The following is a 19,803-nucleotide window of genomic DNA, read 5'->3' as shown; positions in this document are numbered from 1 at the left end:
CCTCAGCAGTCACCTCGATCTGCCTGTTCTGGCACTTGTCGGGGGTTGCAACGGCCGACAAGTGCCAGAATCCCCGGTCGACCGGGGATTCCAACGGAGAACTCAGAGGAGGCGGCCGCAGTTCGGCCACGGGGACCGGCCACGCTGCGAGTACAGGATCTGCGCCCGGTGGGTCTGCTCGCCCGCCGACGCGTGGTGCGGCATGCCGGAGCCGCCGACGCTGCGCCAGGTGCCCAGGTCGAACTGGTAGAGCCCGTAGTAGCCGGCCGGGTTCACCGCGCGCGGGTTGCCGCCCGACTCGCAGTTCGCGAGCGCGCCCCAGTTGAGGCGCGAGCCGACGAGGACGACGCGCGGGCGCGGCTTGCGCTCCCAGCGCTTGCGGACGTCGCGGTCGACGACCTTGCCGTTGCGCACCTCGGCGGTGACGTGGATCTTGCGGATGCCGTCGCGGCCCTCGCGGACCACCTTGCGCTTGCCCGGCGGCAGCGACGAGACGCTGCGCGTCTGCGTCTTGTGGTCCCAGCGGACCGTGCGGGTGTGCTCCTTGTGCCAGACGCGGACGACCTTCACGAGGTCGCCGTCACGCAGCTCACGGCGGTCCTTGGACTGCACGAGGTGGCCGTTGCGCAGGAGCTCGATCTTGTCGTGACGACTGAGCTCGACGCCGTTCTGCTCGAGCACGCCCCTGGCGCGCGAGGCGTCGGTGTCGACGGGGTCGGCGTCCCGGGAGCCGACCTTGAGCTTCACGGTCGTCGGTGCGGAGGTCTGCAGGACGTCGGAGCCGACGGCGTTGGCCGCCAGGCTTCCGGCGCCGACGACGAGGGCGCCGGCAAGGATCACGGATGAGCTGCGTCGTACGACGCGGGTGATGGCACGCACGGACATGCGTCTCTCTCCCAACAGGTAGGTGACTCGGACGGCCGCGGCATCGCGGCGGGCGTCACGTCCCTCATCCCAGGCCGCGAAACGGGCGGCGGAACGAGCCACGGCTCTACCGGCCGATGACGCAATCGCTCAACGAACGTAAGCGACGGCGTCAAGGCATCCGAAATCGGCCGACGCCGATTTCCGCGACGGCGGTCACATTCAGGGGCCGGTTACCGCTGGGCGTTACCTCGATGCGCGTGACAAAGGCCACGCCGCGACTACGCCGGGCCCCAGACCTTCGGCTCACCCTGCGCCACGCGCAGCTCCCCGAACTTCGGGAACCGCTTGTACGTGCCGGGCGTGTACGGCACCACCACGACGAGCGCGATCCCGTCCCGGTGCTCGAGCTCGACCTGGACGGCGTCGGACCCGTTGACGAGGACGTCGGTGACGAACGCCGCAGCCCGGTTCTCGGCAGCGGTGGCGCGCGCTCCGTCGTACACCCCGGCGAGCACCTGCTCGGGGTTCGCCCCCAGGCTCGGGTCGCTCGCGGTGACCGCGGCCTCACCGTCGGCCGAGACCGACGCCCCGAAGGGGTAGAACTGCCCGTTCTTGCCGAGGAGCTCCTGGGCCAGAGGGAGCACGACGTTGAGGAGGCCGTCGAGGTCCTCCTGCGCCGAAGCCGATGCGGTGTCGCGCCAGGAGGTCATGTCTGGTGATCCTGGCACACCCTCCGCTGGCCGGTCAGCGCCAGGGATCCTCGCGCCGCCACACCGTCGGGAAGTGCACGCTGACACCGGACTCCCCGGCGAGCTCGTCGAGCACCTGCATGGTCGTGTCGAGGTCGTCGCCGAGGTACGGCAGGGCGCGCAGCTCGCGGTCGAGCGGGCGGAAGAAGTCGTCCCAGTGCGTCACCACGACCGTCCTCGCGCCGACGGTCCCGACGGTCTCGGCCCAGTAGGTGCGGATGTACTCCTCGCTCTGCACCCCGAGCTGGCCGATGCCGAGGTACGCGACGTCGGCGCGCTGGCCGACGAGCGACCCGGCGACGAAGCCAGCGCTCCCCTGCAACAGCGCGGACGCGCCGCTCGCGTGCGAGACGAGGATCGACCACGCCTCTCCACACTTGTACGCCGCCGCCTTCACCGGCGGGACGACCGGGGCGGTGATCTCGCCCGGGAACCGGTCCGGCGGGCAGTGGTGCGACTCGATCAGCGTCAGCGTGAAGGCGCCGTACGCCATCGGCTCGCCGGGCGTCGCGACGCGGATCCGGTCGGCGGGCAGGCCGTGACCGCGGCCGACGTACGCGGTCGACTCGCCGCCGACGAGCACGGCGCCCGTCCGGTCGGCGACGACCGCGGAGTCCATCGCGTGGTCGAAGTGGGTGTGCACGGGGAGCACTGCGGCGAGCCGGTCGACGCCGGCGCGGGCGAGCACCGCGTCGATGCGTTCGTGGTCGGGCGCGACCTTGCCGAGCGCGACCTTGCGCAGCGACGGGCGCGAGAAGAAGCCGTCGGTCATCAGCGCGGTCTCACCGTCGTCGATCAGCAGGCTGGCGACGCCGAGGAACGTGACGCCGAGCCCGCCGTCGGCCGCCGGTACGTCGAACCGGCCGGCGTAGCGGGAGATGTCGGGGCGGCCGAGCTTGAGGCGCATGCGCGCACGGTACCGACCCGGTCAGCTCAGCGCGGCGAACACGGCGGTGCTGCCCGCGAGGACCAGCAGCGCGAGCACCAGCGAGTGGAACCGCTCCGGACTGAGCAGGGTCCGGGCGCGGTAGCCGGCGTACCCGCCGGCCAGCAGGCCGGGGAGGCACCAGTAGGCGACCTCGAGCAGGGAGCGGTCGAACTCTCCCCCGACCGCGAAGACCGCGATCGCCGCCACGTCCACCACCAGGAACACCGCGGTCATCGTCGAACGGAACTCGTCGGGCGGCAGCCGGCGTCCCGACAGCAGCATCACGACCGGCGGTCCGTTCGTCGCGGTCGAGGTGGTGAGCACGCCGGAGCACAGGCCGGCCACGAGGTCGGCCGCAGGCGAGCGCGAGGCGAGCGTGACCCCGCGGACCAGCGCGACCGTGGCCGCCAGCACGAGCACGCCGATCAGCAGCGTCAGCAGGTCGGGGTCGATCCTGCGGAACACGACGTACCCGACCGGGAGCCCGGCCACCGCCCCGATCAGCAGCCGCGCCACCACCCAGCCGTCGCGGCGCCCGCGGCCCTCGAACGCCTGGTACGCGCAGAACGCCGCACCGGCAAGGACCGCGAGCAGCACCGCGTCGTGCGGTCCGACCACGACCGCGAGCATCGGCACCGCCATGAGCGCGAAGCCGAACCCGCTCGCCATCTGGACCGCGGCGGCGAAGCCGAGGACCAGGACGGCGAGCAGGGTCGTCAACACCCGCCGGACACTAGCCTCAGCTGGTGACCGCGGGCGGCTCCGTCTTCACGTCGCCGTCGGCCGCGGCGACCAGCTGCGGCACGTAGCGGTCGAGCAGGTACGGGATGCTCAGCGGCGTCACGAAGCTGTGCGCCACGTAGTAGGCGCCGTCCGACTCCTGGATGTTGCACCAGCGGCCCTCGGCGTACGCCGGCGTCCCCTCGAAGATGCCCTTGACCTGCTTGTCGGCGTCGAAGTCGATCCACACCGCGGTGCCGATGTCGCCGAGGTCGGCGGTGCGCTCGGAGCTCAGCGAGATGCCGAACTCGCTGTCGTCCGCGTCGGTGATCACGTGGTGCAGATCGAAGCCGAGGTCGGTGAGCATCCGCGAGCGCGGGTCCTCGGGGCCGTAGATGAACAGGCCCTCCCAGGGCGTGATCACCGCGGCGGTCTGCCCCTTGAACTCCGGGTGCGCGGCGGCCTCGTCGGTGATCCGCTTCTTCACCGAGTCGATCAGCTCCTGCGCCGCCTTCGGCTTGCCGATCGCGGTGCCGAGCGTCAGCGCCGCCTCGTCCCACGGCGTGCCGTAGTCGGCGTAGTCGCCGTTCTGCGCGACGACCGGGACGCCCATCGCGGACAGCTTCTTGTAGTCCTGCTCGGTCAGGCCGGCGTACTGCCCGATGATCAGGTCCGGCGCGAGGCCGGCGATCTTCTCGATCTCGACGCCGTTGGTGTCCTTGAGCAGCGTCGGCGGCTCGGCGTCGCCCAGCGCCTCCTGCGCCCACGGGTAGATGCCCTGGAGCTCCTCGTCACCGAACCAGTACGTCACGCCGACCGGTACGACGCCCAGCGCGAGCAGCGCGTCCTGGTCGGTGAGGCCGATGGTCACGACCCGCTTCGGCGCGGACTCGATCGTGGTCTCGCCGTACTTGTGCTTGATGGTGACGGGGAACGCCGCCTCCTCCGGCGCCGCCGAGCCGGACGGGCTGCCCTTGGCCGAGGAGCCGGCGGAGTCCGAGCCGCACGCGGCGAGGACCGGGGCGACGGCCAGGACGGAGAGGCCGGCGAGGAATCGGCGGCGAGAGGTGTTCATCGTGCTCCTTGGCTGATCAGGGTTCTGACGGTTCATGAGGGGTACTCCCGAGGTGCTTCGCCCGCCACGGCCTGCTCGAGCATCGGCACCAGCCGCTCGAGCGTGTACTGGTGGGCCAGCGGGGTGTCGAAGTAGATGGCGCCGGCGAGGATGTCGTCGGTGTAGACCGCACGGTTCTCGGCGACGGCGGAGAGCGAGGAGACGGTGCCGAAGTCCTGCAGCTCCTGGAGCATCTCGGCGCTCTCGGTCGCGAACACGATCACGTCGGCGTCGATGAGGCCGACGTTCTCCGCGGAGATCTCGGCCTGCGAGCCCTTCGGCGCGTACTCCTCGAAGCCGGTCGTGATCGTGAAGCCGAGGTCGGTGAGGAAGTCGGTGCTCAGGCCCGGCGGGTATACGTAGAGGAGGCCGTCGTACGGACCCCCCTGCGAGAACGTCGCGGTCAGGTCCGCCCACTCGGGGTGCGCCTCGGCGACGGCGGCGTACTCCGCCGCGACCTCGTCGACGATCGCCTGGCCGTCGGCCTCGCGGCCGAGCGCGCGGGCGATCTGGAGGGTCTGCTCGGGCCACGGCGAGAAGTACTCCGTCGAGCCCTCCACCGAGGTGACCGTCGGGGCGATGCCCGACAGGAGCTGGTAGTCCTTCTCGCTGAGGCCCGCGTTGGTGCCGACGATCAGGTCGGGCTCGAGGGCGGCGATCTTCTCGAACTCGAGGCCGTCGGAGGTGTGCAGCACCTCCGGGTGCGCGCCGGCGAGGAGGTCGTGCGCCCACGGCCAGGTGGCGTCGGGCTGCTCGCCGTACCACTCGGTCACGCCGACGGGGACGACGCCGAGCTGCAGCAGCACGTCCTGCTCGGTCACGCCGACGCTGACCACGCGGGTCGGCTCCTCCGGCACGACGGTCTCGCCGTACTTGTGCGTGACGGTCACCGGGAAGACCGAGTCGGCACTGGCGCTCGACTCGGGCGCGGCAGCGGTCGGCTCGTCGTCGGAACCGCACGAGGTGAGGAGCAGTGGCAGCGCGAGTGCTGCGGCGAGAACTCCGGCAAGACGCATGATTGAGGTCACCCTTTCTTAGGTGAGCCTTACCTTAGGGCACGCCGACAGAGTCGGGTTACCGGGGTCCATTTGTCGGGTATGACTACGGTCGACCTGTCCGACCACGACCGTCTCGGAGGGCCTGCTGGTGGATGACGCGGGATACCTGTACTGGCGCAACCTCCTCGGCGAGCACGCCGCGCGGTTCCGTCGCGACCCGCTCGGAAGACGGGTCCAGAACCTGTTCCGTGAGCTCTGCCTGCGGGTCCAGCCCACGATCGGGCTCGAGATCGGCGCCCACGAGGCGACGTTCAGCTCCTGGCTGAAGGAGGCGTCGCCGACGACGCGGTGCCTGGCGTTCGAGGCGAACCCGTACGTCGCCGACAAGCACCGCGACCGGGTGCTCGCGACCGGCGTGGAGTACCGCCACCTGGCGGTCGGGCCCACCAACGGCCCCGCCCAGCTGGTGATCCCGACCAGCGTGCGTCACAAGGAGCGCCAGCTCACCAACCGGATGGCCAGCCTCAGCCTGCACACGGAGTCCGACAGCGCCCAGACCGTCGACGTCGAGTCCGTGCGACTCGACGACTTCCTGACCCTGGAGCCCGACGACCGCCTGGTCGCCTGGGTCGACGTCGAGGGCGCGACCGAGGTCGTGCTCGGCAGCGGCCCCGAGGTGCTGCGGCGTACGTCGCTGGTCTACATCGAGGTCGAGCGCGAGGCGAAGTGGCACGACCAGTGGCTCGACGTGGACGTCGCCCGCCACCTGGCCGGGCTCGGCTTCGTGCCGATCGCGCGCGACGCCCAGCGCCCGCACCAGTACAACGTGATCTTCGCGTCCGGCGATCTGGCGGCCGACCCCGAGGTCGCCCGCCTGGTCGACGGCGTCTACCGCCGGAAGAAGGCCTGAGCGTCAGACGATGGACGAGGTGCGTGGAGCGCTAGCGACGCGCTGATCAGACGATGCGGTCCCCGCCCCGGCGGTCGAGCAGGGGTCTCGACAAGCTCGACCAACGAGCCGATCTCAGACGATGCGGTCACCGACCCGGTGGTCGAGCAGGGTCTCGACAAGCTCGACCAACGAGCGGGTCTCAGACGATGCGGCCGCCGGCCCGCTGGTCGAGCAGCGAGCGCCAGCGAGCGTCGTCGAGACCCCGCAACCCACGTAGCAACGACGCACCAGGGGTCTCGACAAGCTCGACCAACGAGCCGATCTCAGACGATGCGGTCACCGACCCGGTGGTCGAGCAGCGAGCGCCAGCGAGCGTCGTCGAGACCCCCGCAACCCACGTAGCAACGACGCACCAGGGGTCTCGACAAGCTCGACCAACGAGCCGATCTCAGACGATGCGGTCACCGGCCCGCTGGTCGAGCAGGGGTCTCGACAAGCTCGACCAACGAGCCGATCTCAGCCGATGCGGTCACCGACCCGGTGGTCGAGCAGCGAGCGCCAGCGAGCGTCGTCGAGACCCCCACAACCCACGTAGCAACGCACCAGGGGTCTCGACAAGCTCGACCAACGAGCCGATCTCAGACGATGCGGTGCATCCAGCCGAAGGTGTCCTCGGCGCGGCCGTACTGGATGTCGACCAGCGCCTGACGCACCTGCGTGGTGACCTCGCCGCCCTCGGACGCGCAGGGCACCTCGCCGCCGGCCCACTTCAGCGAGCCGACCGGGGTGACGACGGCGGCGGTGCCGCAGGCGAAGATCTCGGTGATCCGGCCGCTGGTGACGCCGTCGCGCCACTCGTCGATCGAGAACTTCCGCTCCTCGACCTGGTGGCCCAGCTTGCCGGCGAGCTCGATGATCGACGAGCGCGTGATGCCCTCGAGGATCGTGCCGACCTCGGGCGTGACGATGTGCCCGTCGTCGTACACGAAGTACATGTTCATGCCGCCGAGCTCCTCGACGTACTTGCCCTCCTGGCCGTCGAGGAACACGACCTGGTCGCAGCCGTGGGCGCTGGCCTCCTGCTGCGCGACGAGCGACGACGCGTAGTTGCCGCCGGTCTTCGCCGCGCCCATGCCGCCGCGCCCGGCCCGGGTGTACTCCTCGGTCAGCCACAGGGACACCGGCTTGATGCCGCCCTTGAAGTAGGCGCCCGCGGGGCTGGCGATCACCATGAACGTGACGTGCTGCGACGGCCGGACGCCGAGGAACGCCTCGGAGCCGAACATGAACGGCCGCAGGTAGAGGCTCTTCTCCCCCGCCGCGTCCGGGACCCAGCGCTGGTCGACCTTCACGAGCTCGTCGACGGCCTGGATGAAGTCGGGGACCTCGAGCACCGGCAGCGCGAGGCGGTGGCTGGAGCGCACCATCCGGCCGGCGTTCTCCTCCGGACGGAACGACCAGATGGAGCCGTCCTCGTGCCGGTAGGCCTTCATGCCCTCGAAGATCTCCTGCGCGTAGTGCAGGACCGAGGTGGCCGGGTCGAGGGTCAGCGGGCCGTAGGGCTCGATGCGGGCGGCGTGCCAGCCGGCGTCCGGGGTCCACTCGACCGTGAACATGTGGTCGGTGAAGTGCTGCCCGAAGCCAGGGTTCTCGAGGATCTCCGCGAGGCGGGCGTCGTCGACGGTGGCGGTCGACGCAGTGGTGCTGATCTCCATGGGTGACAACTTAGTAGGCCTTCCAGGTAAATGCAGACGGCCGGGACCACCAACGTGGGCCCGGCCGTCTGGAGGATTCGACGAAGGGCGTCAGCCGGATACTCGGGCGGCGATCGCGTCGCCGACCTCGGAGGTACGGCGGCCGCCGGTCGGACCACTGCCCGCCGGGCGCTCGGCGATGTCGGCGACGGCGGCGGACTCGATGGTCGCGGCGGCGTCGGCGAAGCCGAGGTGGTCGAGGAGCAGGGCCGCCGAGAGGATCGCGGCGGTGGGGTCGGCCTTCTGCTGGCCCGCGATGTCGGGCGCGGAGCCGTGGACCGGCTCGAACATGGAGGGCGCGGTCCGGTCGGGGTTGACGTTGCCGGACGCGGCCAGACCGATGCCGCCGGTGATGGCGGCGGCGAGGTCGGTGATGATGTCGCCGAAGAGGTTGTCGGTGACGATCACGTCGAAGCGGCCCGGGTCGGTGGTCATGAAGATCGTGGCCGCGTCGATGTGCAGGTAGTCGGTGGTCACGTCGGGGTACTCCGCGGCCACCTCCTGGAAGAGGCGCCACCAGACCGAGCCCGCGTGCACGAGCACGTTGGTCTTGTGGACCAGCGTGAGCTTCTTGCGCGGGCGGCGCTGGGCGCGGGCGAACGCGTCGCGCACGACCCGCTCGACGCCGAATGCGGTGTTCACCGAGACCTCGGTCGCGATCTCGTGCGGCGTACCGACGCGCAGGGCGCCGCCGTTGCCGGTGTACGGACCCTCGGTGCCCTCGCGGACGACGACGAAGTCGACCTCGCCGGGCTGCGAAATTTCTGGGCGCAGCGGTCCGGGCACGCCCGGGAAGATCCGCGACGGGCGGAGGTTCACGTAGTGGTCGAGCGCGAAGCGCATCTTGAGCAGCAGCCCACGCTCGAGGATGCCCGGGGGCAGGTTCGGGTCGTTGGGCTTGCCGCCCACGGCACCGAGAAGAATGGCGTCGTGCTGACGGATCTCGTCGAGCACGGAATCGGGAAGCACCTCGCCGGTCGCGAGGTACCGCTCGGCCCCGAGGTCGTAGCGGGTCTGCTCGAACTTCACGCCGGCCGGGGACGCGACCTCGAGCACCTTGAGGGCCTCGGAGGTCACCTCCTGCCCGATGCCGTCGCCGGGGATGACGGCGAGCCTGATCGTGCCGGTGGATGCGTTCGAGTCGGTGGTCATGTGCCGAACGCTAGTTGTCGTCGGGACGCTGGCCGCCGTTGTCCCGCAGGTCGAGAGACGCCTGCAGGGCCGCGCTCACGTTCTCGTGGCTGCGGGGGTTGTCCGGGTGGTGCTGGGCGGGACCCCAGTCGGGATACATGTCGTACATCGGTCTGCTCTTTCCTGTCTCGGTGTCGGTTTCGTGTGGTGCGGGTCATCGGTACTGATCGGCCCGATACACCTGAAACGAAGACACCACGGAAAGGTCAGTCCGGGGCTCATGGGTTGCACGAGGGGGAGCTAGAACCATGCAGACAGCGGATCGCGCGGTGTGATGGCGACTCGCCGGGGCGTCTTCGATGCAGATGTATCGAGAAGCCCATGCAACGCCGAACTCCGCGGCGAGGTGGCCTCTCTCAGGCCCCGCCGCGGCGCTCAATAAGTACGAACACGCTCCGCATGGTGCGATTACCGTACGGTAGGGATCGGCTCCAGGTCCGGACATTCCGCGGAGTGTTCGACATGCGAGACGACTTGTCCGTGATGAGAGACTTCCCGGCGTGAGTGCTCCTCCCGATCTGCCCGACATCGTGTCGCGCGCGTTCGCCGTCTCCCGCAAGGCGGGCTACGTGTCGTTCTGCCGCAACGAGACCGGCCGGCTGCTGGCCGCGCTGGCCGCGACCCGCACGGGCACGATGGCGGAGTTCGGCACCGGCTGCGGCGTGGGTACGGCGTGGCTGCGTTCCGGCGTCCGCGGCTCGGACACGAAGATCGTGACCGCCGAGCTGAACGCGAAGCTCGCCGACGCGGCCGCCGAGATCTTCGAGGACGACGCCCAGGTCGAGGTGCTCTCGGCCGACTGGTCGACGCTGCTCGACAAGGGTCCGTTCTCCCTGCTGTTCCTCGACTCGGGCGAGCCCAGCGAGGTCGGCGTCGACTCCGTCGCCGACCTGGTCGAGCCCGGCGGCATCGTCGTCCTCGACGACTTCACCCCCTGCGAGATCTGGCCGCCGATCGCCTACGGCCGCGTCGACACCCTGCGCGAGCAGTGGCTCACCGACGACCGCTTCACCGCCGTCGAGGTCATGGTCGCCCCCGACGCCAGCGCCCTCATCGCCACCAAGCGCTAGTCACGAGACCGGCGGCGCCAGTCCCGCGCGGATCGCGAGCAACGCGGCGCCGACGCGGTCGCGGCTGTCGGTCTTGTCGAGGACGTTGCTGACGTGCGTCTTCACCGTGCTCAACGACAGGTGGAGGCGGGCGGCGATCTCGGTGTTGTTGAGGCCGGCTCCGACCAGCGCGAGCACGTCGGTCTCGCGCGCCGTCAGGGCGTACGACGTCAGGTCGGCCGTGCTCGTCGGTCCGGTCGACCGCACCCGGGCCAGCACTGCGCCGGTGACCTCCGGCGAGAGGATCGAGTCGCCGACCGCGACCCGGCGTACGGCGTCGACGAGCTCGCGGCCGCTGCAACGCTTGAGCACGAACCCGCGCGCGCCCGAGGCGATCGCGTCGAGCACGTAGGCGTCGTCGTCGAACGTCGTGACGACGATGACGGCCGGTGCGTGCGGCACCGCGGCGAGCGCGCGGGTGGCGGCGAGTCCGTCGAGGACCGGCATCCGGATGTCGACCAGGGCGACGTCGATCCGCGGGTCGATCTTGACCGCGTCGAGGAACTGCCGCCCGTCCTCGGCCTGCACCGCGACCTCCATGTCGTCCTGGGCTCCGAGGATCAGCGCGAAGCCTTCCCGGACCAGCTGCTGGTCGTCGACGACGGCGACGCGGATCATCGCCGCGCCTCGCGCGACGCCGGGAGGCGGACGTCGACGACCGTGCCGCCGCCGGGACGCGGGGTCAGGCTCCAGACGCCGGCCAGCGCGACGACCCGCTCCTCGATCCCCACCAGCCCGGCGCCACGCGTCACCTCGGCCGGCGGACCGACGCCGTCGTCGCTGACCCGCAGCCGCACGTCGGTACCGGCTGCGGCGACCTCGACCCACACCTGGCGGGCCCGCGCGTGCCGGGCGACGTTGGTCAGCGCCTCCTGGACGATCCGGTACGCCGTCAGGGTCGTCACCTCGTCGGTGACGAGGTCGGGGTCCACCTCGACGGCGACCGTCACGCCCTGGTGGCGCAGCGGCAGGGCGAGCAGCTCGTCGATGTCGGAGAGCCGGGGCGGGGCGGTGACCTGCAGCGGCGCGTCGGGGTCACGCAGGTGGACGACGAGGGCGTCCAGCTCGGTGAGGGCGGCGCGGCCCTGGGCCCCGATCTCGTGCAGCGCGCATTCCGGGTCACCGACCAGTCCGGCCTCGGCCTGCACGACCATCGCCGTCACGTGGTGGCCGACGACGTCGTGCAGCTCACGGGCCAGGCTGGTGCGCTGCTCGAGCCACGCGGCGTGGCCGCGCAACGACTCGGTCTCCTCCGCGAGCTCCGTGGCGTGCGTGCGTGACCGGAGCCAGAGACCGAGCACGCCGCCCAGGGCGGTCGCGAAGAACGGCGCCACCGTGGCCTGGTCGGCGTAGACGACCAGCGCGCCGACGGAGCCGGTGAAGCCGCCGATCCAACCCGAGACCGGCACCTCGCGCTGGTCCTCGGCGATCGAGACGAAGACCAGCGCGGACACGGCCGGCCACAGGAACACCGCATCCGGCGTCCAGAGCGCCACGAACCCGGCGGCGCCCGCGAGCACGGAGGCACGCCGGCGGCGGTTCGGCAGCGACGCCAGCACGATCACGGGCACGACCACCAGGGCGAGGCCGGAGAGCGTCTCGCTCTCGTAGGTGGTGGAGACCAGCAGCGACACGACCACGACGACGCCGGCAACGCCGTACAGCAGGCGATGCAGCATCCACGAGCCTGCCAGCCATCGCTCGACGCTGTTCCTCACGCGGCCAGTCTCGGCGACAACGGCCCGGATGTCCCGGAGGAAGGCGCAAGTCGGTACCCGGGTACCGGTCAGCACGGCACCGCAGGCCGTTCTGCGACGGCCGCTGCCGGACGACGCTGCTGGCATGACGACCTCGCTGCTCGACCGACCCGCACCCACGCTCCCGCTTCCGGTCGGGTCCCTCACCACCTGGCCCAACCTGGTCACCCTGCTGCGCACCGTCGCGGCCGTCGTGATCGGCGGGTACGCGATCGCCACCCACGACCTCCGGCTGAGCGCAGCGGCGTACGCCGTCTACTGGATCGGCGACATCCTCGACGGCTGGCTGGCCCGGCGTCTCGACCAGGAGACCCGCCTCGGCGCGGTGCTCGACATCATCAGCGACCGCGCGTGCACGACCCTGCTGTGCGCCGGCCTGCTGGCCCACCTGCCTGGCGCCTGGGTGCTGGCGGTCGCGTTCCTGCTGTCGTTCGCGGTGCTCGACACGATGCTCTCGCTGGCGTTCCTCTGCTGGCCGATCCTCGGCCCCAACGACTTCCACCTCGTCGACCACACCGTCTGGCGGCTGAACTGGTCGCCGCTCGCCAAGGCCGCCAACACCGCCGGCGTCGTCGTCGCGATCGCGCTCGGGTGGTACGCCGTCGGGCTCCTCGTCGTCCTGGGCGTTGGCGCCGTCAAGGCCTGGTCGGCCCACCGCGTGCTGCGGATGCTGTCGTGACCGAGGTGCTCGCCGTGCTCTCGGCGCTCGGGACCGGTCTCGCCTCGGCACTGCTGCCGCTCGTCAACGCGGAGGCCTACGGCCTGCTGGCCGCCACCCGCACCCACACCGTCGTCGCCGTGCTCGTCGTGCTCGCCCTCGCGGCCGGGCAGACCGCGGGCAAGCTGGTGCTCTTCGAGTCCGCGCGCCGCGGTGGCGGCCGCTGGGCGGCGAAGCTCAGCGAGAGCCGGTGGGCCGGTCGCGTGACCGGGCCTCCCGTCGTGCTCGCCTCGGCCGCGGTCGGCCTGCCGCCCCTCGCCATCGTCAGCCTCGCGGCCGGTGCCGCACACCAGCGGCGCTGGCTCTTCGCGGTCCTCTGCCTGGTCGGCCGGACGGCACGGTTCGCGGTCCTGGTCCTGCCGGTGGTGTGGGCGACCGCGTGATCGATGCGGGCTGGTGGGCCGGCAGGGACCGGGCGACGCAGGTTCACCATGTTATGCAGGCGAAGCTGCACTTCTCATGGTGTGCACGCCATGAGAAGTGACGGTTCACCTACTTAACATGGTGAACCGGCAGCGCGGTCACCAACGCAGCGCTACTCCCCCTCGGCCGCCTTGCGGACGACGATGCGGGTCCAGGCGCCGACGTAGATGCGGTCGTCGGCGGAGACCTCCTGCTTCTGGCCCTGGGGCACCGGCGTGGAGGGCAGGGCGCCGACGGCGTCGCCGACGTACGTGCCGTTCGACGAGCCGAGGTCCTCGACCCACCAGCGGGTGCCGTCGGTGGTGAGCTGGGCGTGGCGGCGGCTGATGCCGTTGTCCGACGAGAGGTCGATGTCGGGGGTGATGTTGCGGCTGCGGGAGGCGCGGCCGATCAGGATCGAGGTGTTCTTGAGCGGTACGACGCGGGGCAGGCCGGGCGACGGGAGCGGGTCGGTCGACTCCTGGTCGGCGTACCAGTCCGGGTCGATCCAGACCTCGGCGACCCAGCGCTCGGTGAGCGGCGGCGACGGGTTCTCGGCGGCGGACGACGCCGGGACGCCGCCGGGTGGCGTCAGCGGGCGCGGCATCGAGCCGGTGGTGAAGTCGTAGCCGCACGCCTCGCAGAACAGCGCGTTCGGCGGGTTGGCCGCCGAGCAGTTCGGGCAGCTGGTGGTGTCCACCGGAGCGTCAGCGGGAGCAGCAGGAGCAGCGGCTGCAGCGGGAGCCCCCATCGCGAGCCCGCAGACGTCGCAGTAGTCGGTGGCGGTCGACTCGTGGCCGGCGGGGCAGGTGCTCACTTCTTGATCCGCGTGGTCTTGGTGGAGGCGGTGTCGAGGGCCATCTCGTCCGCCTTGTTGACGGCGGCCTTGAGCCGGACGGTGCCTTCCTTCTCGTCGTCGATCTCGACGACCTTGCGCAGCTTGGACGTCGCCTCCTCGTTGCCGGTCTCGGCGGCCAGCTGGACGGCGCGGCCGAGCTTGGTCGTCGCGGTCGCGGTGTCGCCGGACGCCTTGGCGGCGAGGCCCTCCTGGATCATCGCGGCGAGCTCGGTCTGCCCGGTGTAGTGCGCGACCTGCGGGTCGATCTTCGCGGTCTGCTCGGAGTTGTTCGACCAGGTCGCCTTGACCAGCCCCTGCGCCATGACGTTCTCGCCGATCGCGAGCTGCACGCGCGCGGCGAGCTGCTCCTGGCCGATCGCCTTCGCCGCGACCCGGACGCCGACGTGGTAGTCGCGGGACTCGTCGGCCCAGGCGCCGGTGGGATAGCCGCCGGTCAGGGCGTTGACCTCCACCCGCCGGTCGGTGAGGTCGTCGACGGCCGGCGACACCTGCCGCACGAAGAGGATCTGCGAGCCCTGCGGGGTCCAGACCCGCAGCTGCGCGTCGGCGACACCACGCGCCATCGAGTTGCGCATCATCTCCTGGAACTGCGCCTGCATCTGCGCGGGCTCCGGGATGATGTCGACGGTTCCCAGCAGGGCCTGGGAGATCCGGCGCAGCTCCTCGACCTGCCAGTCGGTGCCGGCACCGCGGCAGTCGCACTGGAAGTAGCCGGTCGCCCGGCCGATCGCCTCGCTGAGGGCGCCCTCGTTCTCGCGGTTCTCGCCGTCGGTCAGCAGGATCGCGTGCCGCTGGGTCACCTCGGGCACCGACGCGAACACCGAGCCCGCGAGGTCGAGCCACGTGCTCATCGCCGTACCGCCGGACCCGTGGAACCGTCCGATCGCCTCGCTCGCGTAGCTGCGCGCCTGGGCGTCCATCGGCACCATCGCCGGGCCGGAGCGCACCTGCGGGAAGACCAGCTGGGCGCGGTTCGAGCCGGAGATCACCGCGAAGTACGTGCCGTCGACGATCTCGGCGAGCGCGGCCTGCGCCGCCTGCTTCGCGGCCGCCATCGTGTCCGGGCCCATCGAGCCGGACGTGTCGACGATGATGATCTCGCCGGCCGAGCCTGCGCCGGTCTGCCCGGCGGTGCCGGCGCCGGAGCAGGTCACGGTGACGATCGCGTTGACGTCCGTGCCCCCGTCCGGGAGGAACTCGTTCTGGTAGACGGTGGCGCTGAACTCAGCCATCAGGCTCCTCCTGCGGTCGCGGGTTCGCTGGCATTCTGCTCTACGCGGGCAACGGCGGCGGTGATGTTGTCGCGCCCACCCTGCGCGTTGGCGAAGGCGACCAGCGCCAGCGCCAGGTCGAGAGGTACGGCGGTGCCGGCCGCCGCGACCTGCGCGGCGATGGCCCCGGGCTCGGACGCGTAGTTCCACAGCCCGTCCGAGCACGCGACCACCCAGCCGGGGCCGGTCAGCTCGACCTGCCCGGTGCGCGGCTCGATGTCCGGGGCGTCGCGGCCGAGCCACTTCGTGATCGCGTGCGCCTCCTTCGAGGTCTCGGCGACCGCGCGCGGCACGCCGGCCTCGATCTGCTGCTGCGCCGCGGAGTCGTCGACGGTGAGCTGCACCGGCGTGCCTCCGTCGGGCAGCCAGTAGACCCGCGAGTCACCGATGTTCGCGTGCGCGAGCAGGTTGCCCTCCAGCACCGCGACCGCGAACGTCGCCGACGCGGGGTTGGTCGAGGCCGGGTCGGTGGCCGCGACCACCGCGTCGTTGGCGGCGTTCGCCGCATCGGTGAGCACCTTGGTGATCGCGCCGGTGCGGCTGGCCGGCGTCCCCATGCCGTGCGGGAACGGCGTCGTCAGCACGTCGCGCGCGGCCTTGGCGCCGGCGAGCGAGGCGACGTCGGAGTCGATGGAGTTCGAGACCCCGTCGAGCACGACCAGCACGGCCCGGCCCTCGGACGCGAGCAGCGCCATCGCGTCCTCGTTGCGGCTGTGCACGATGCCGCGGTCGCAGACGCCGGCCACCCACGCCGCCGGGGTCTCGCGGAAGTGGTCGCGCTCGGTCGGCGCCTTGGCACCGCAGGTCTCGCAGTAGCCGTCCGGGCCGACCGCTCCCCCGCACGACAGGCACGGGCGCGGACCGGACGGCACGTCGGAGTCGGCGATCTTGCGGTGCGTCGGCGCGCTGATCGGGCTCAGCTCGTCGACAGCGGCCGGGACGACCGGGGTCGCGGGCGCGTCGCCCCCGAGCGGCTTCCCGCAGCTTTCGCAGAACTTCGCGCCCGCGGCAGCAACAGCACCGCAGGACGGGCAGGTCGTGTCGGTCATGTCAGCGTCCAGCTCCTGACGGCGTTCGCCTGGTTGACCAGGCTGACCCGGTCCTCGCGCAGCGGGGCGTCGCGCGCGAGTGTGCGGTAGGCCTTCTCCAGCCCGTCCCGGATCCCGTCCTCGGTGGCGGTGTAGCTGCCGATCGTCCCGCCCGGCTTGCCGGTCGTCACGGCCTCGAGCGCCTGGGACAGGATCCGCACCGTGTAGTGCTGGCGGGCGGTACCGTCCATCGACACCGACTCGATCGAGCGCATCGCCTGGTCGAGCACGGCGAGATCGCTGCCGCCCCCGGCGAGCAGCACCTCGGCGCGCAGCTGGCGGCTCTCCGGGTAGCCGCGGCTGGTCGACGGCACCATGTCGAGCGCGGTGACCGCGCCCTGGGTGTCGGTGCGCTGGGCACGCACCCGCGAGAGCCCGAACGCCGCGGGAGCGACGTACGTCGCATCCGTGGCGGCGCAGGTGCTGTAGAGCCCCTCGGCGACGTCCGGCAACCCGCCCTTCTCGCACGCGATCGCCAGCGCCAGCTTGGGCGCGAGCTCGCCGGGCACCTGCTGGTAGACCGCGTTGAACGCCGACTGCGCCGACGCCCAGTCCTCCTCCTGCATCGCCGCGAGCCCGTCCATCCAGAGCGCCCGCCAGTCCCACGGGTCGGCGGCGAGCAGCTCGTCGGCGAACGCGTGCGCGCGCTGGGGGTCGGCGAGCTCGAGCGCCGTGTAGGCGCGGGCGAGCAGCACCTCGGCCGACGCCTCCGGCGCGGCCTCGAGGTCCTTGAGCCGCTGGGCCGGGTCGTCGCTGCCGATGCTCGAGAGCCAGGCGTGCTGGGCGTCGGTGGTGTCGGCACGCAGCGACGGCAGGTCGTCCCAGCTGAGCACGGACGCCGACGCGGACGGCGACTCGAAGAGCACCGACGCGGCGGACGTCAGCGCCGTACCGGTCGTACGAGCGGCGACCACCTCGCGCAGCACGCCGAGCAGCTGGCCGCGCAGCTCGTCAGCGGAGGCGAACCGGTCGGCCGGGTCGGGCGCGCAGCACTTGGCGATCAGCTGGTAGAGCGAGTCGTGCTTCGCGAACAGCGACGTCGACTCCGGCGGCGGCAGCGTGTGCAGGTAGGTGCCCTGGTAGCCGCGAAACTCCATGCACAGCACGACGAGCGTGCGCCCGATCGTGTAGATGTCGCTGGCCACGCTCGGCCCGACGTGCGCCACCTCGGGCGCCTGGTAGCCGACGGTGCCGTAGATCGCGGAGTCCTGGTCGTCGATCCGGCGTACGCCGCCGAGGTCGATCACCTTGATGGCGTCGCCGACCTGGATCAGGTTGTCGGGCTTGAAGTCGCAGTAGACCAGGCCGAGGTCGTGGAGGTACTGGAACGCCGGCAGCACCTCGAGGATGAACGCCAGCGCCTGGTCGACCGGCAGCGGGTCGTACTCCCCGTTGTTGTCGGCCATCCGGGCCTTGAGGATCTGCTTGAGCGACTTGCCGCCGACGTACTCCATGACGATGTAGCCGGCGCCCTCGTGGGTCACGAAGTTGTAGATCTCGACGATCAGCGGGTGCTCGACCTGCGCGAGGAACCGCTGCTCGGCGATCGCCGCGGCGAGCGCGTCCGGGTCGCCGGAGTTCAGCAGGCCCTTGAGCACGACCCAGCGGTCGGACACGTTGCGGTCCTTGGCGAGGTAGATCCAGCCGAGACCGCCGTGCGCGATCGCGCCCGCGACCTCGTACTGGTTGCCGACCACGTCGCCGGGCTGCAGCTTCGGCGTGAACGAGAACTCCTGCCCGCACTGGGGGCAGAAGCCCTCGGTGCGTCCCGGCTTGCCGTCGATGCTGCGGCCGATGGCGTTGCCGCACTTGGAGCAGGTGCGCTTGTCCTCCGGGACGCGCGGGTCGGGGTTGATCGCCTTGCTCGCGTCGACCGGCGGCGCGGGAGGTACGACGGTGAGGCCGGCACCCAGACGCGCAGCGCGTACCCGTTGGGAGCCGGTGCGGGTGCGGTGCGTCGACGTCGAGCCGGTCGAGCTCGCGAGCCTCGACCCGATCGCCGCGGACTGCATCTTGCTGGCGGCAGCGGTCGCCACCGACACGCCACCCGACAACGGCTGCGCCTCGTGCGCGACCGATGGGGCCGCCGCCGCGGGCGAGCCGCAGACGTCGCAGTAGCCGTCGAGGATCGAGCCGGTGCAGCCGGGCTGCGCACACGTCGCACCGTCCGAGACGGCAGCGGCCGGCGCGGGCGCAGCCGCACCCGGCGACGCCGCCATGCCGCACACGTCGCAGTAGCCGTCCGCGATGGTTCCGCCGCAGCCGGGCTGGGTGCACTTCATGCGGACTCCTTCGAGTGGTCGAGCTGGCTGAGCCACGTCTGGTACGTGCTCACCAGCTGGCGGCACACGACCATCGGCGCCGGCTCGCGGTCGAGCACCTCACGCGCCCGGCGCTCGCTGTCGGCGAGGTCGGGCCGGTCGGCGACACCGAGCGAGCGGGCCTTGGAGACATAGGCGTCGAGGAGGTCGACGAGCTGCGTGCGCTCGGCGAGCGCACCGGCGTACTCCTGCTCGGCGAGGGTCAGCGCGGCCGCGACCCGCCCCAGCCTCTGGACGTACGCCGCCAGCGCGTCGGCGGTGTTCGGGATCGGGCCGAGCGCCTCGACGTCGGGGACGGCGTACCGCGGCGACGGCTCGACGGTGCGCACGCAGGTCTCGGCGAGCACGTGCAGGGCAGCGGCTCGTGCGGCCAGGTCGCGGCGCAGCTCGCGCGCGTCCTCGAGCTGGTCGCGCGCCTCACGACGGCGGGCGTTGCCGACGATCAGGTCGCGCTCGAACGTCGAGGCGTCGGCCTCGAGCGGTCCGAGCAGGCCGCCGACGTCCGCGCCGCGCTGGGCGCGCTCGGCGATCTCGGCCAGCCGCTGCAGCAACGCCGCCAGCCGCTCGACGGGCTCGTCGCGGGCGATCGCCGGCTCGAGGGCGACCTGGTCGCGCACCCGCTCGAGCTGGGCACGCAGCTCCTTGATCCGCGGGGCCGCGGCGTCCGCGCCGGGCATCAGCGACAGCGCCGCGCGCAGCTGGGCGGCGAGCGCGTCGGACAGCCGGCACGCCTCGGGGAGCGACACCGACCCCGTCGTACCGTCCAGGCGACCCCAGACCAGCGTGGTGATCCGGGTCCGCTCGGTCTCGCCCACCCGGCCGCCGTCCCACGTCGCCCACATCAGCTGCCAACGGTCGGAGACGGCCTTCCAGAGCGCGAGCGCCAGCGCCATGTCGGACGCGACCTCGTCGCCCCGGCCGGCCGCGAGCGCGGCGGCGTCCAGCTCGTCGAGCTCGAGCCTGCGGGCGCGCACCCACGCGTCCAGGTCGCTCAGGTAGGCCTGGAGCACGATCGGCTCCGGCGCGGTGCCGAGCGCGCCGGGAGGTGCGGGGGCTGTGCTCATC

General features: G+C 71.6%; 20 protein-coding genes. 4 read left to right on the top strand and 16 right to left on the bottom strand.

From position 1 onward, the window contains the following. Positions 1 to 102 precede the first annotated feature (102 nt). From MJ604_RS04925 to MJ604_RS04900, 6 genes are all read right to left on the bottom strand, one after another. Positions 103 to 885, bottom strand: coding sequence for a resuscitation-promoting factor (locus tag MJ604_RS04925; RefSeq protein ID WP_243057180.1), 783 nt, complete (start codon positions 883 to 885; stop codon positions 103 to 105). Positions 886 to 1,145: 260 nt separating this feature from the next. Further along, positions 1,146 to 1,577 carry a hypothetical protein gene (locus MJ604_RS04920; RefSeq protein WP_243057179.1) on the bottom strand — a complete coding sequence of 144 codons (432 nt, stop codon included), beginning with the start codon at positions 1,575 to 1,577 and terminating at the stop codon, positions 1,146 to 1,148. A 34-nt stretch (positions 1,578 to 1,611) separates the two neighbouring features. Then, on the bottom strand, positions 1,612 to 2,523 hold the full coding sequence (locus MJ604_RS04915; RefSeq protein ID WP_243057178.1) for an MBL fold metallo-hydrolase: 912 nt from the start codon (positions 2,521 to 2,523) through the stop codon (positions 1,612 to 1,614). A 21-nt stretch (positions 2,524 to 2,544) separates the two neighbouring features. After that, entirely contained in the window at positions 2,545 to 3,267 is a 723-nt protein-coding gene (locus tag MJ604_RS04910) for a sulfite exporter TauE/SafE family protein (RefSeq protein ID WP_243057177.1), read from the bottom strand. Between the two features lie 16 nt (positions 3,268 to 3,283). After that, positions 3,284 to 4,339 (bottom strand): ABC transporter substrate-binding protein, encoded by a 1,056-nt coding sequence (locus MJ604_RS04905; RefSeq protein ID WP_243057176.1) that lies wholly within the window; start codon positions 4,337 to 4,339, stop codon positions 3,284 to 3,286. 32 nt (positions 4,340 to 4,371) lie between these two features. Continuing rightward, the gene (locus MJ604_RS04900; RefSeq protein WP_243057175.1) at positions 4,372 to 5,394 is read right to left on the bottom strand and encodes an ABC transporter substrate-binding protein; all 1,023 of its coding nucleotides are present in this window, start codon (positions 5,392 to 5,394) and stop codon (positions 4,372 to 4,374) included. A gap of 130 nt (positions 5,395 to 5,524) precedes the next feature. Here MJ604_RS04900 and MJ604_RS04895 point away from each other — a divergent pair, with 130 nt between their 5' ends. Then, complete coding sequence (locus MJ604_RS04895; RefSeq protein WP_243057174.1) at positions 5,525 to 6,286, top strand: FkbM family methyltransferase; 762 nt, start codon at positions 5,525 to 5,527, stop codon at positions 6,284 to 6,286. 620 nt (positions 6,287 to 6,906) lie between these two features. Here the strand turns inward: MJ604_RS04895 and MJ604_RS04890 are convergent. The 3 genes from MJ604_RS04890 to MJ604_RS04880 all read right to left on the bottom strand — a co-directional run bounded on the left by MJ604_RS04890 (position 6,907) and on the right by MJ604_RS04880 (position 9,322). After that, a complete protein-coding gene (locus MJ604_RS04890) occupies positions 6,907 to 7,983 on the bottom strand; it encodes a branched-chain amino acid aminotransferase (RefSeq protein ID WP_243057173.1) in 1,077 nt (358 codons plus the stop codon). Between the two features lie 90 nt (positions 7,984 to 8,073). Next, a complete protein-coding gene (locus MJ604_RS04885; protein WP_243057172.1) occupies positions 8,074 to 9,174 on the bottom strand; it encodes a 3-isopropylmalate dehydrogenase in 1,101 nt (366 codons plus the stop codon). Positions 9,175 to 9,184: 10 nt separating this feature from the next. Further along, positions 9,185 to 9,322, bottom strand: coding sequence for a hypothetical protein (locus tag MJ604_RS04880; RefSeq protein ID WP_243057171.1), 138 nt, complete (start codon positions 9,320 to 9,322; stop codon positions 9,185 to 9,187). A 391-nt stretch (positions 9,323 to 9,713) separates the two neighbouring features. On the opposite strand from MJ604_RS04880, the gene MJ604_RS04875 reads away from it, so the two are divergent. Beyond that, positions 9,714 to 10,283, top strand: a complete 570-nt coding sequence (locus tag MJ604_RS04875; RefSeq protein WP_243057170.1) for a class I SAM-dependent methyltransferase — start codon at positions 9,714 to 9,716, stop codon at positions 10,281 to 10,283. On the opposite strand, the gene MJ604_RS04870 is transcribed toward MJ604_RS04875, so the two are convergent. Both MJ604_RS04870 and MJ604_RS04865 read right to left on the bottom strand, forming a co-directional pair. Beyond that, positions 10,284 to 10,940, bottom strand: a complete 657-nt coding sequence (locus MJ604_RS04870) for a response regulator transcription factor (RefSeq protein ID WP_243057169.1) — start codon at positions 10,938 to 10,940, stop codon at positions 10,284 to 10,286. It abuts the gene before it with no gap. Continuing rightward, entirely contained in the window at positions 10,937 to 12,040 is a 1,104-nt protein-coding gene (locus tag MJ604_RS04865) for a sensor histidine kinase (RefSeq protein ID WP_243057168.1), read from the bottom strand. Before MJ604_RS04865 ends, MJ604_RS04870 begins: the two co-directional genes overlap by 4 nt. A 124-nt stretch (positions 12,041 to 12,164) precedes the next feature. Here MJ604_RS04865 and MJ604_RS04860 point away from each other — a divergent pair, with 124 nt between their 5' ends. Together MJ604_RS04860 and MJ604_RS04855 are read left to right on the top strand one after the other, a co-directional pair. Further along, positions 12,165 to 12,758, top strand: a complete 594-nt coding sequence (locus MJ604_RS04860; RefSeq protein WP_243057167.1) for a CDP-alcohol phosphatidyltransferase family protein — start codon at positions 12,165 to 12,167, stop codon at positions 12,756 to 12,758. Then, positions 12,755 to 13,180: a hypothetical protein gene (locus MJ604_RS04855; RefSeq protein WP_243057166.1), complete on the top strand. Its 426-nt coding sequence runs from the start codon at positions 12,755 to 12,757 to the stop codon at positions 13,178 to 13,180. The genes MJ604_RS04860 and MJ604_RS04855 overlap by 4 nt, the downstream gene beginning before the upstream one ends. 152 nt (positions 13,181 to 13,332) lie before the next feature. Here the strand turns inward: MJ604_RS04855 and MJ604_RS04850 are convergent, their stop codons facing one another. From MJ604_RS04850 to MJ604_RS04830, 5 genes are read right to left on the bottom strand one after another with little or no spacing between them, the layout of a single operon-like run. Further along, positions 13,333 to 14,016: an FHA domain-containing protein gene (locus MJ604_RS04850; RefSeq protein WP_243057165.1), complete on the bottom strand. Its 684-nt coding sequence runs from the start codon at positions 14,014 to 14,016 to the stop codon at positions 13,333 to 13,335. Next, positions 14,013 to 15,290 carry a VWA domain-containing protein gene (locus MJ604_RS04845; protein WP_243057164.1) on the bottom strand — a complete coding sequence of 426 codons (1,278 nt, stop codon included), beginning with the start codon at positions 15,288 to 15,290 and terminating at the stop codon, positions 14,013 to 14,015. Before MJ604_RS04845 ends, MJ604_RS04850 begins: the two co-directional genes overlap by 4 nt. Further along, positions 15,290 to 16,378, bottom strand: coding sequence for a PP2C family serine/threonine-protein phosphatase (locus tag MJ604_RS04840; RefSeq protein WP_243057163.1), 1,089 nt, complete (start codon positions 16,376 to 16,378; stop codon positions 15,290 to 15,292). Before MJ604_RS04840 ends, MJ604_RS04845 begins: the two co-directional genes overlap by 1 nt. After that, the gene (locus MJ604_RS04835) at positions 16,375 to 18,699 is read right to left on the bottom strand and encodes a serine/threonine-protein kinase (RefSeq protein WP_243057162.1); all 2,325 of its coding nucleotides are present in this window, start codon (positions 18,697 to 18,699) and stop codon (positions 16,375 to 16,377) included. Before MJ604_RS04835 ends, MJ604_RS04840 begins: the two co-directional genes overlap by 4 nt. After that, positions 18,696 to 19,802: a hypothetical protein gene (locus MJ604_RS04830; RefSeq protein WP_243057161.1), complete on the bottom strand. Its 1,107-nt coding sequence runs from the start codon at positions 19,800 to 19,802 to the stop codon at positions 18,696 to 18,698. Before MJ604_RS04830 ends, MJ604_RS04835 begins: the two co-directional genes overlap by 4 nt. Between the last annotated feature and the right edge of the window lies 1 nt (position 19,803).

Source organism: Nocardioides sp. SR21 (assembly GCF_022761125.1).
GTDB lineage: Bacteria > Actinomycetota > Actinomycetes > Propionibacteriales > Nocardioidaceae > Nocardioides.
This window is presented reverse-complemented; position numbering and strand designations above follow the sequence as displayed.

Coding starts and splice junctions, on each gene's coding strand:
- MJ604_RS04925 (WP_243057180.1), bottom strand. CDS start 885: ATGTCCGTGCGTGCCATCACCCGCGTCGTACGACGCAGCTCATCCGTG.
- MJ604_RS04920 (WP_243057179.1), bottom strand. CDS start 1,577: ATGACCTCCTGGCGCGACACCGCATCGGCTTCGGCGCAGGAGGACCTC.
- MJ604_RS04915 (WP_243057178.1), bottom strand. CDS start 2,523: ATGCGCCTCAAGCTCGGCCGCCCCGACATCTCCCGCTACGCCGGCCGG.
- MJ604_RS04905 (WP_243057176.1), bottom strand. CDS start 4,339: ATGAACACCTCTCGCCGCCGATTCCTCGCCGGCCTCTCCGTCCTGGCC.
- MJ604_RS04900 (WP_243057175.1), bottom strand. CDS start 5,394: ATGCGTCTTGCCGGAGTTCTCGCCGCAGCACTCGCGCTGCCACTGCTC.
- MJ604_RS04890 (WP_243057173.1), bottom strand. CDS start 7,983: ATGGAGATCAGCACCACTGCGTCGACCGCCACCGTCGACGACGCCCGC.
- MJ604_RS04885 (WP_243057172.1), bottom strand. CDS start 9,174: ATGACCACCGACTCGAACGCATCCACCGGCACGATCAGGCTCGCCGTC.
- MJ604_RS04880 (WP_243057171.1), bottom strand. CDS start 9,322: ATGTACGACATGTATCCCGACTGGGGTCCCGCCCAGCACCACCCGGAC.
- MJ604_RS04870 (WP_243057169.1), bottom strand. CDS start 10,940: ATGATCCGCGTCGCCGTCGTCGACGACCAGCAGCTGGTCCGGGAAGGC.
- MJ604_RS04860 (WP_243057167.1), top strand. CDS start 12,165: ATGACGACCTCGCTGCTCGACCGACCCGCACCCACGCTCCCGCTTCCG.
- MJ604_RS04845 (WP_243057164.1), bottom strand. CDS start 15,290: ATGGCTGAGTTCAGCGCCACCGTCTACCAGAACGAGTTCCTCCCGGAC.
- MJ604_RS04840 (WP_243057163.1), bottom strand. CDS start 16,378: ATGACCGACACGACCTGCCCGTCCTGCGGTGCTGTTGCTGCCGCGGGC.
- MJ604_RS04835 (WP_243057162.1), bottom strand. CDS start 18,699: ATGAAGTGCACCCAGCCCGGCTGCGGCGGAACCATCGCGGACGGCTAC.
- MJ604_RS04830 (WP_243057161.1), bottom strand. CDS start 19,802: ATGAGCACAGCCCCCGCACCTCCCGGCGCGCTCGGCACCGCGCCGGAG.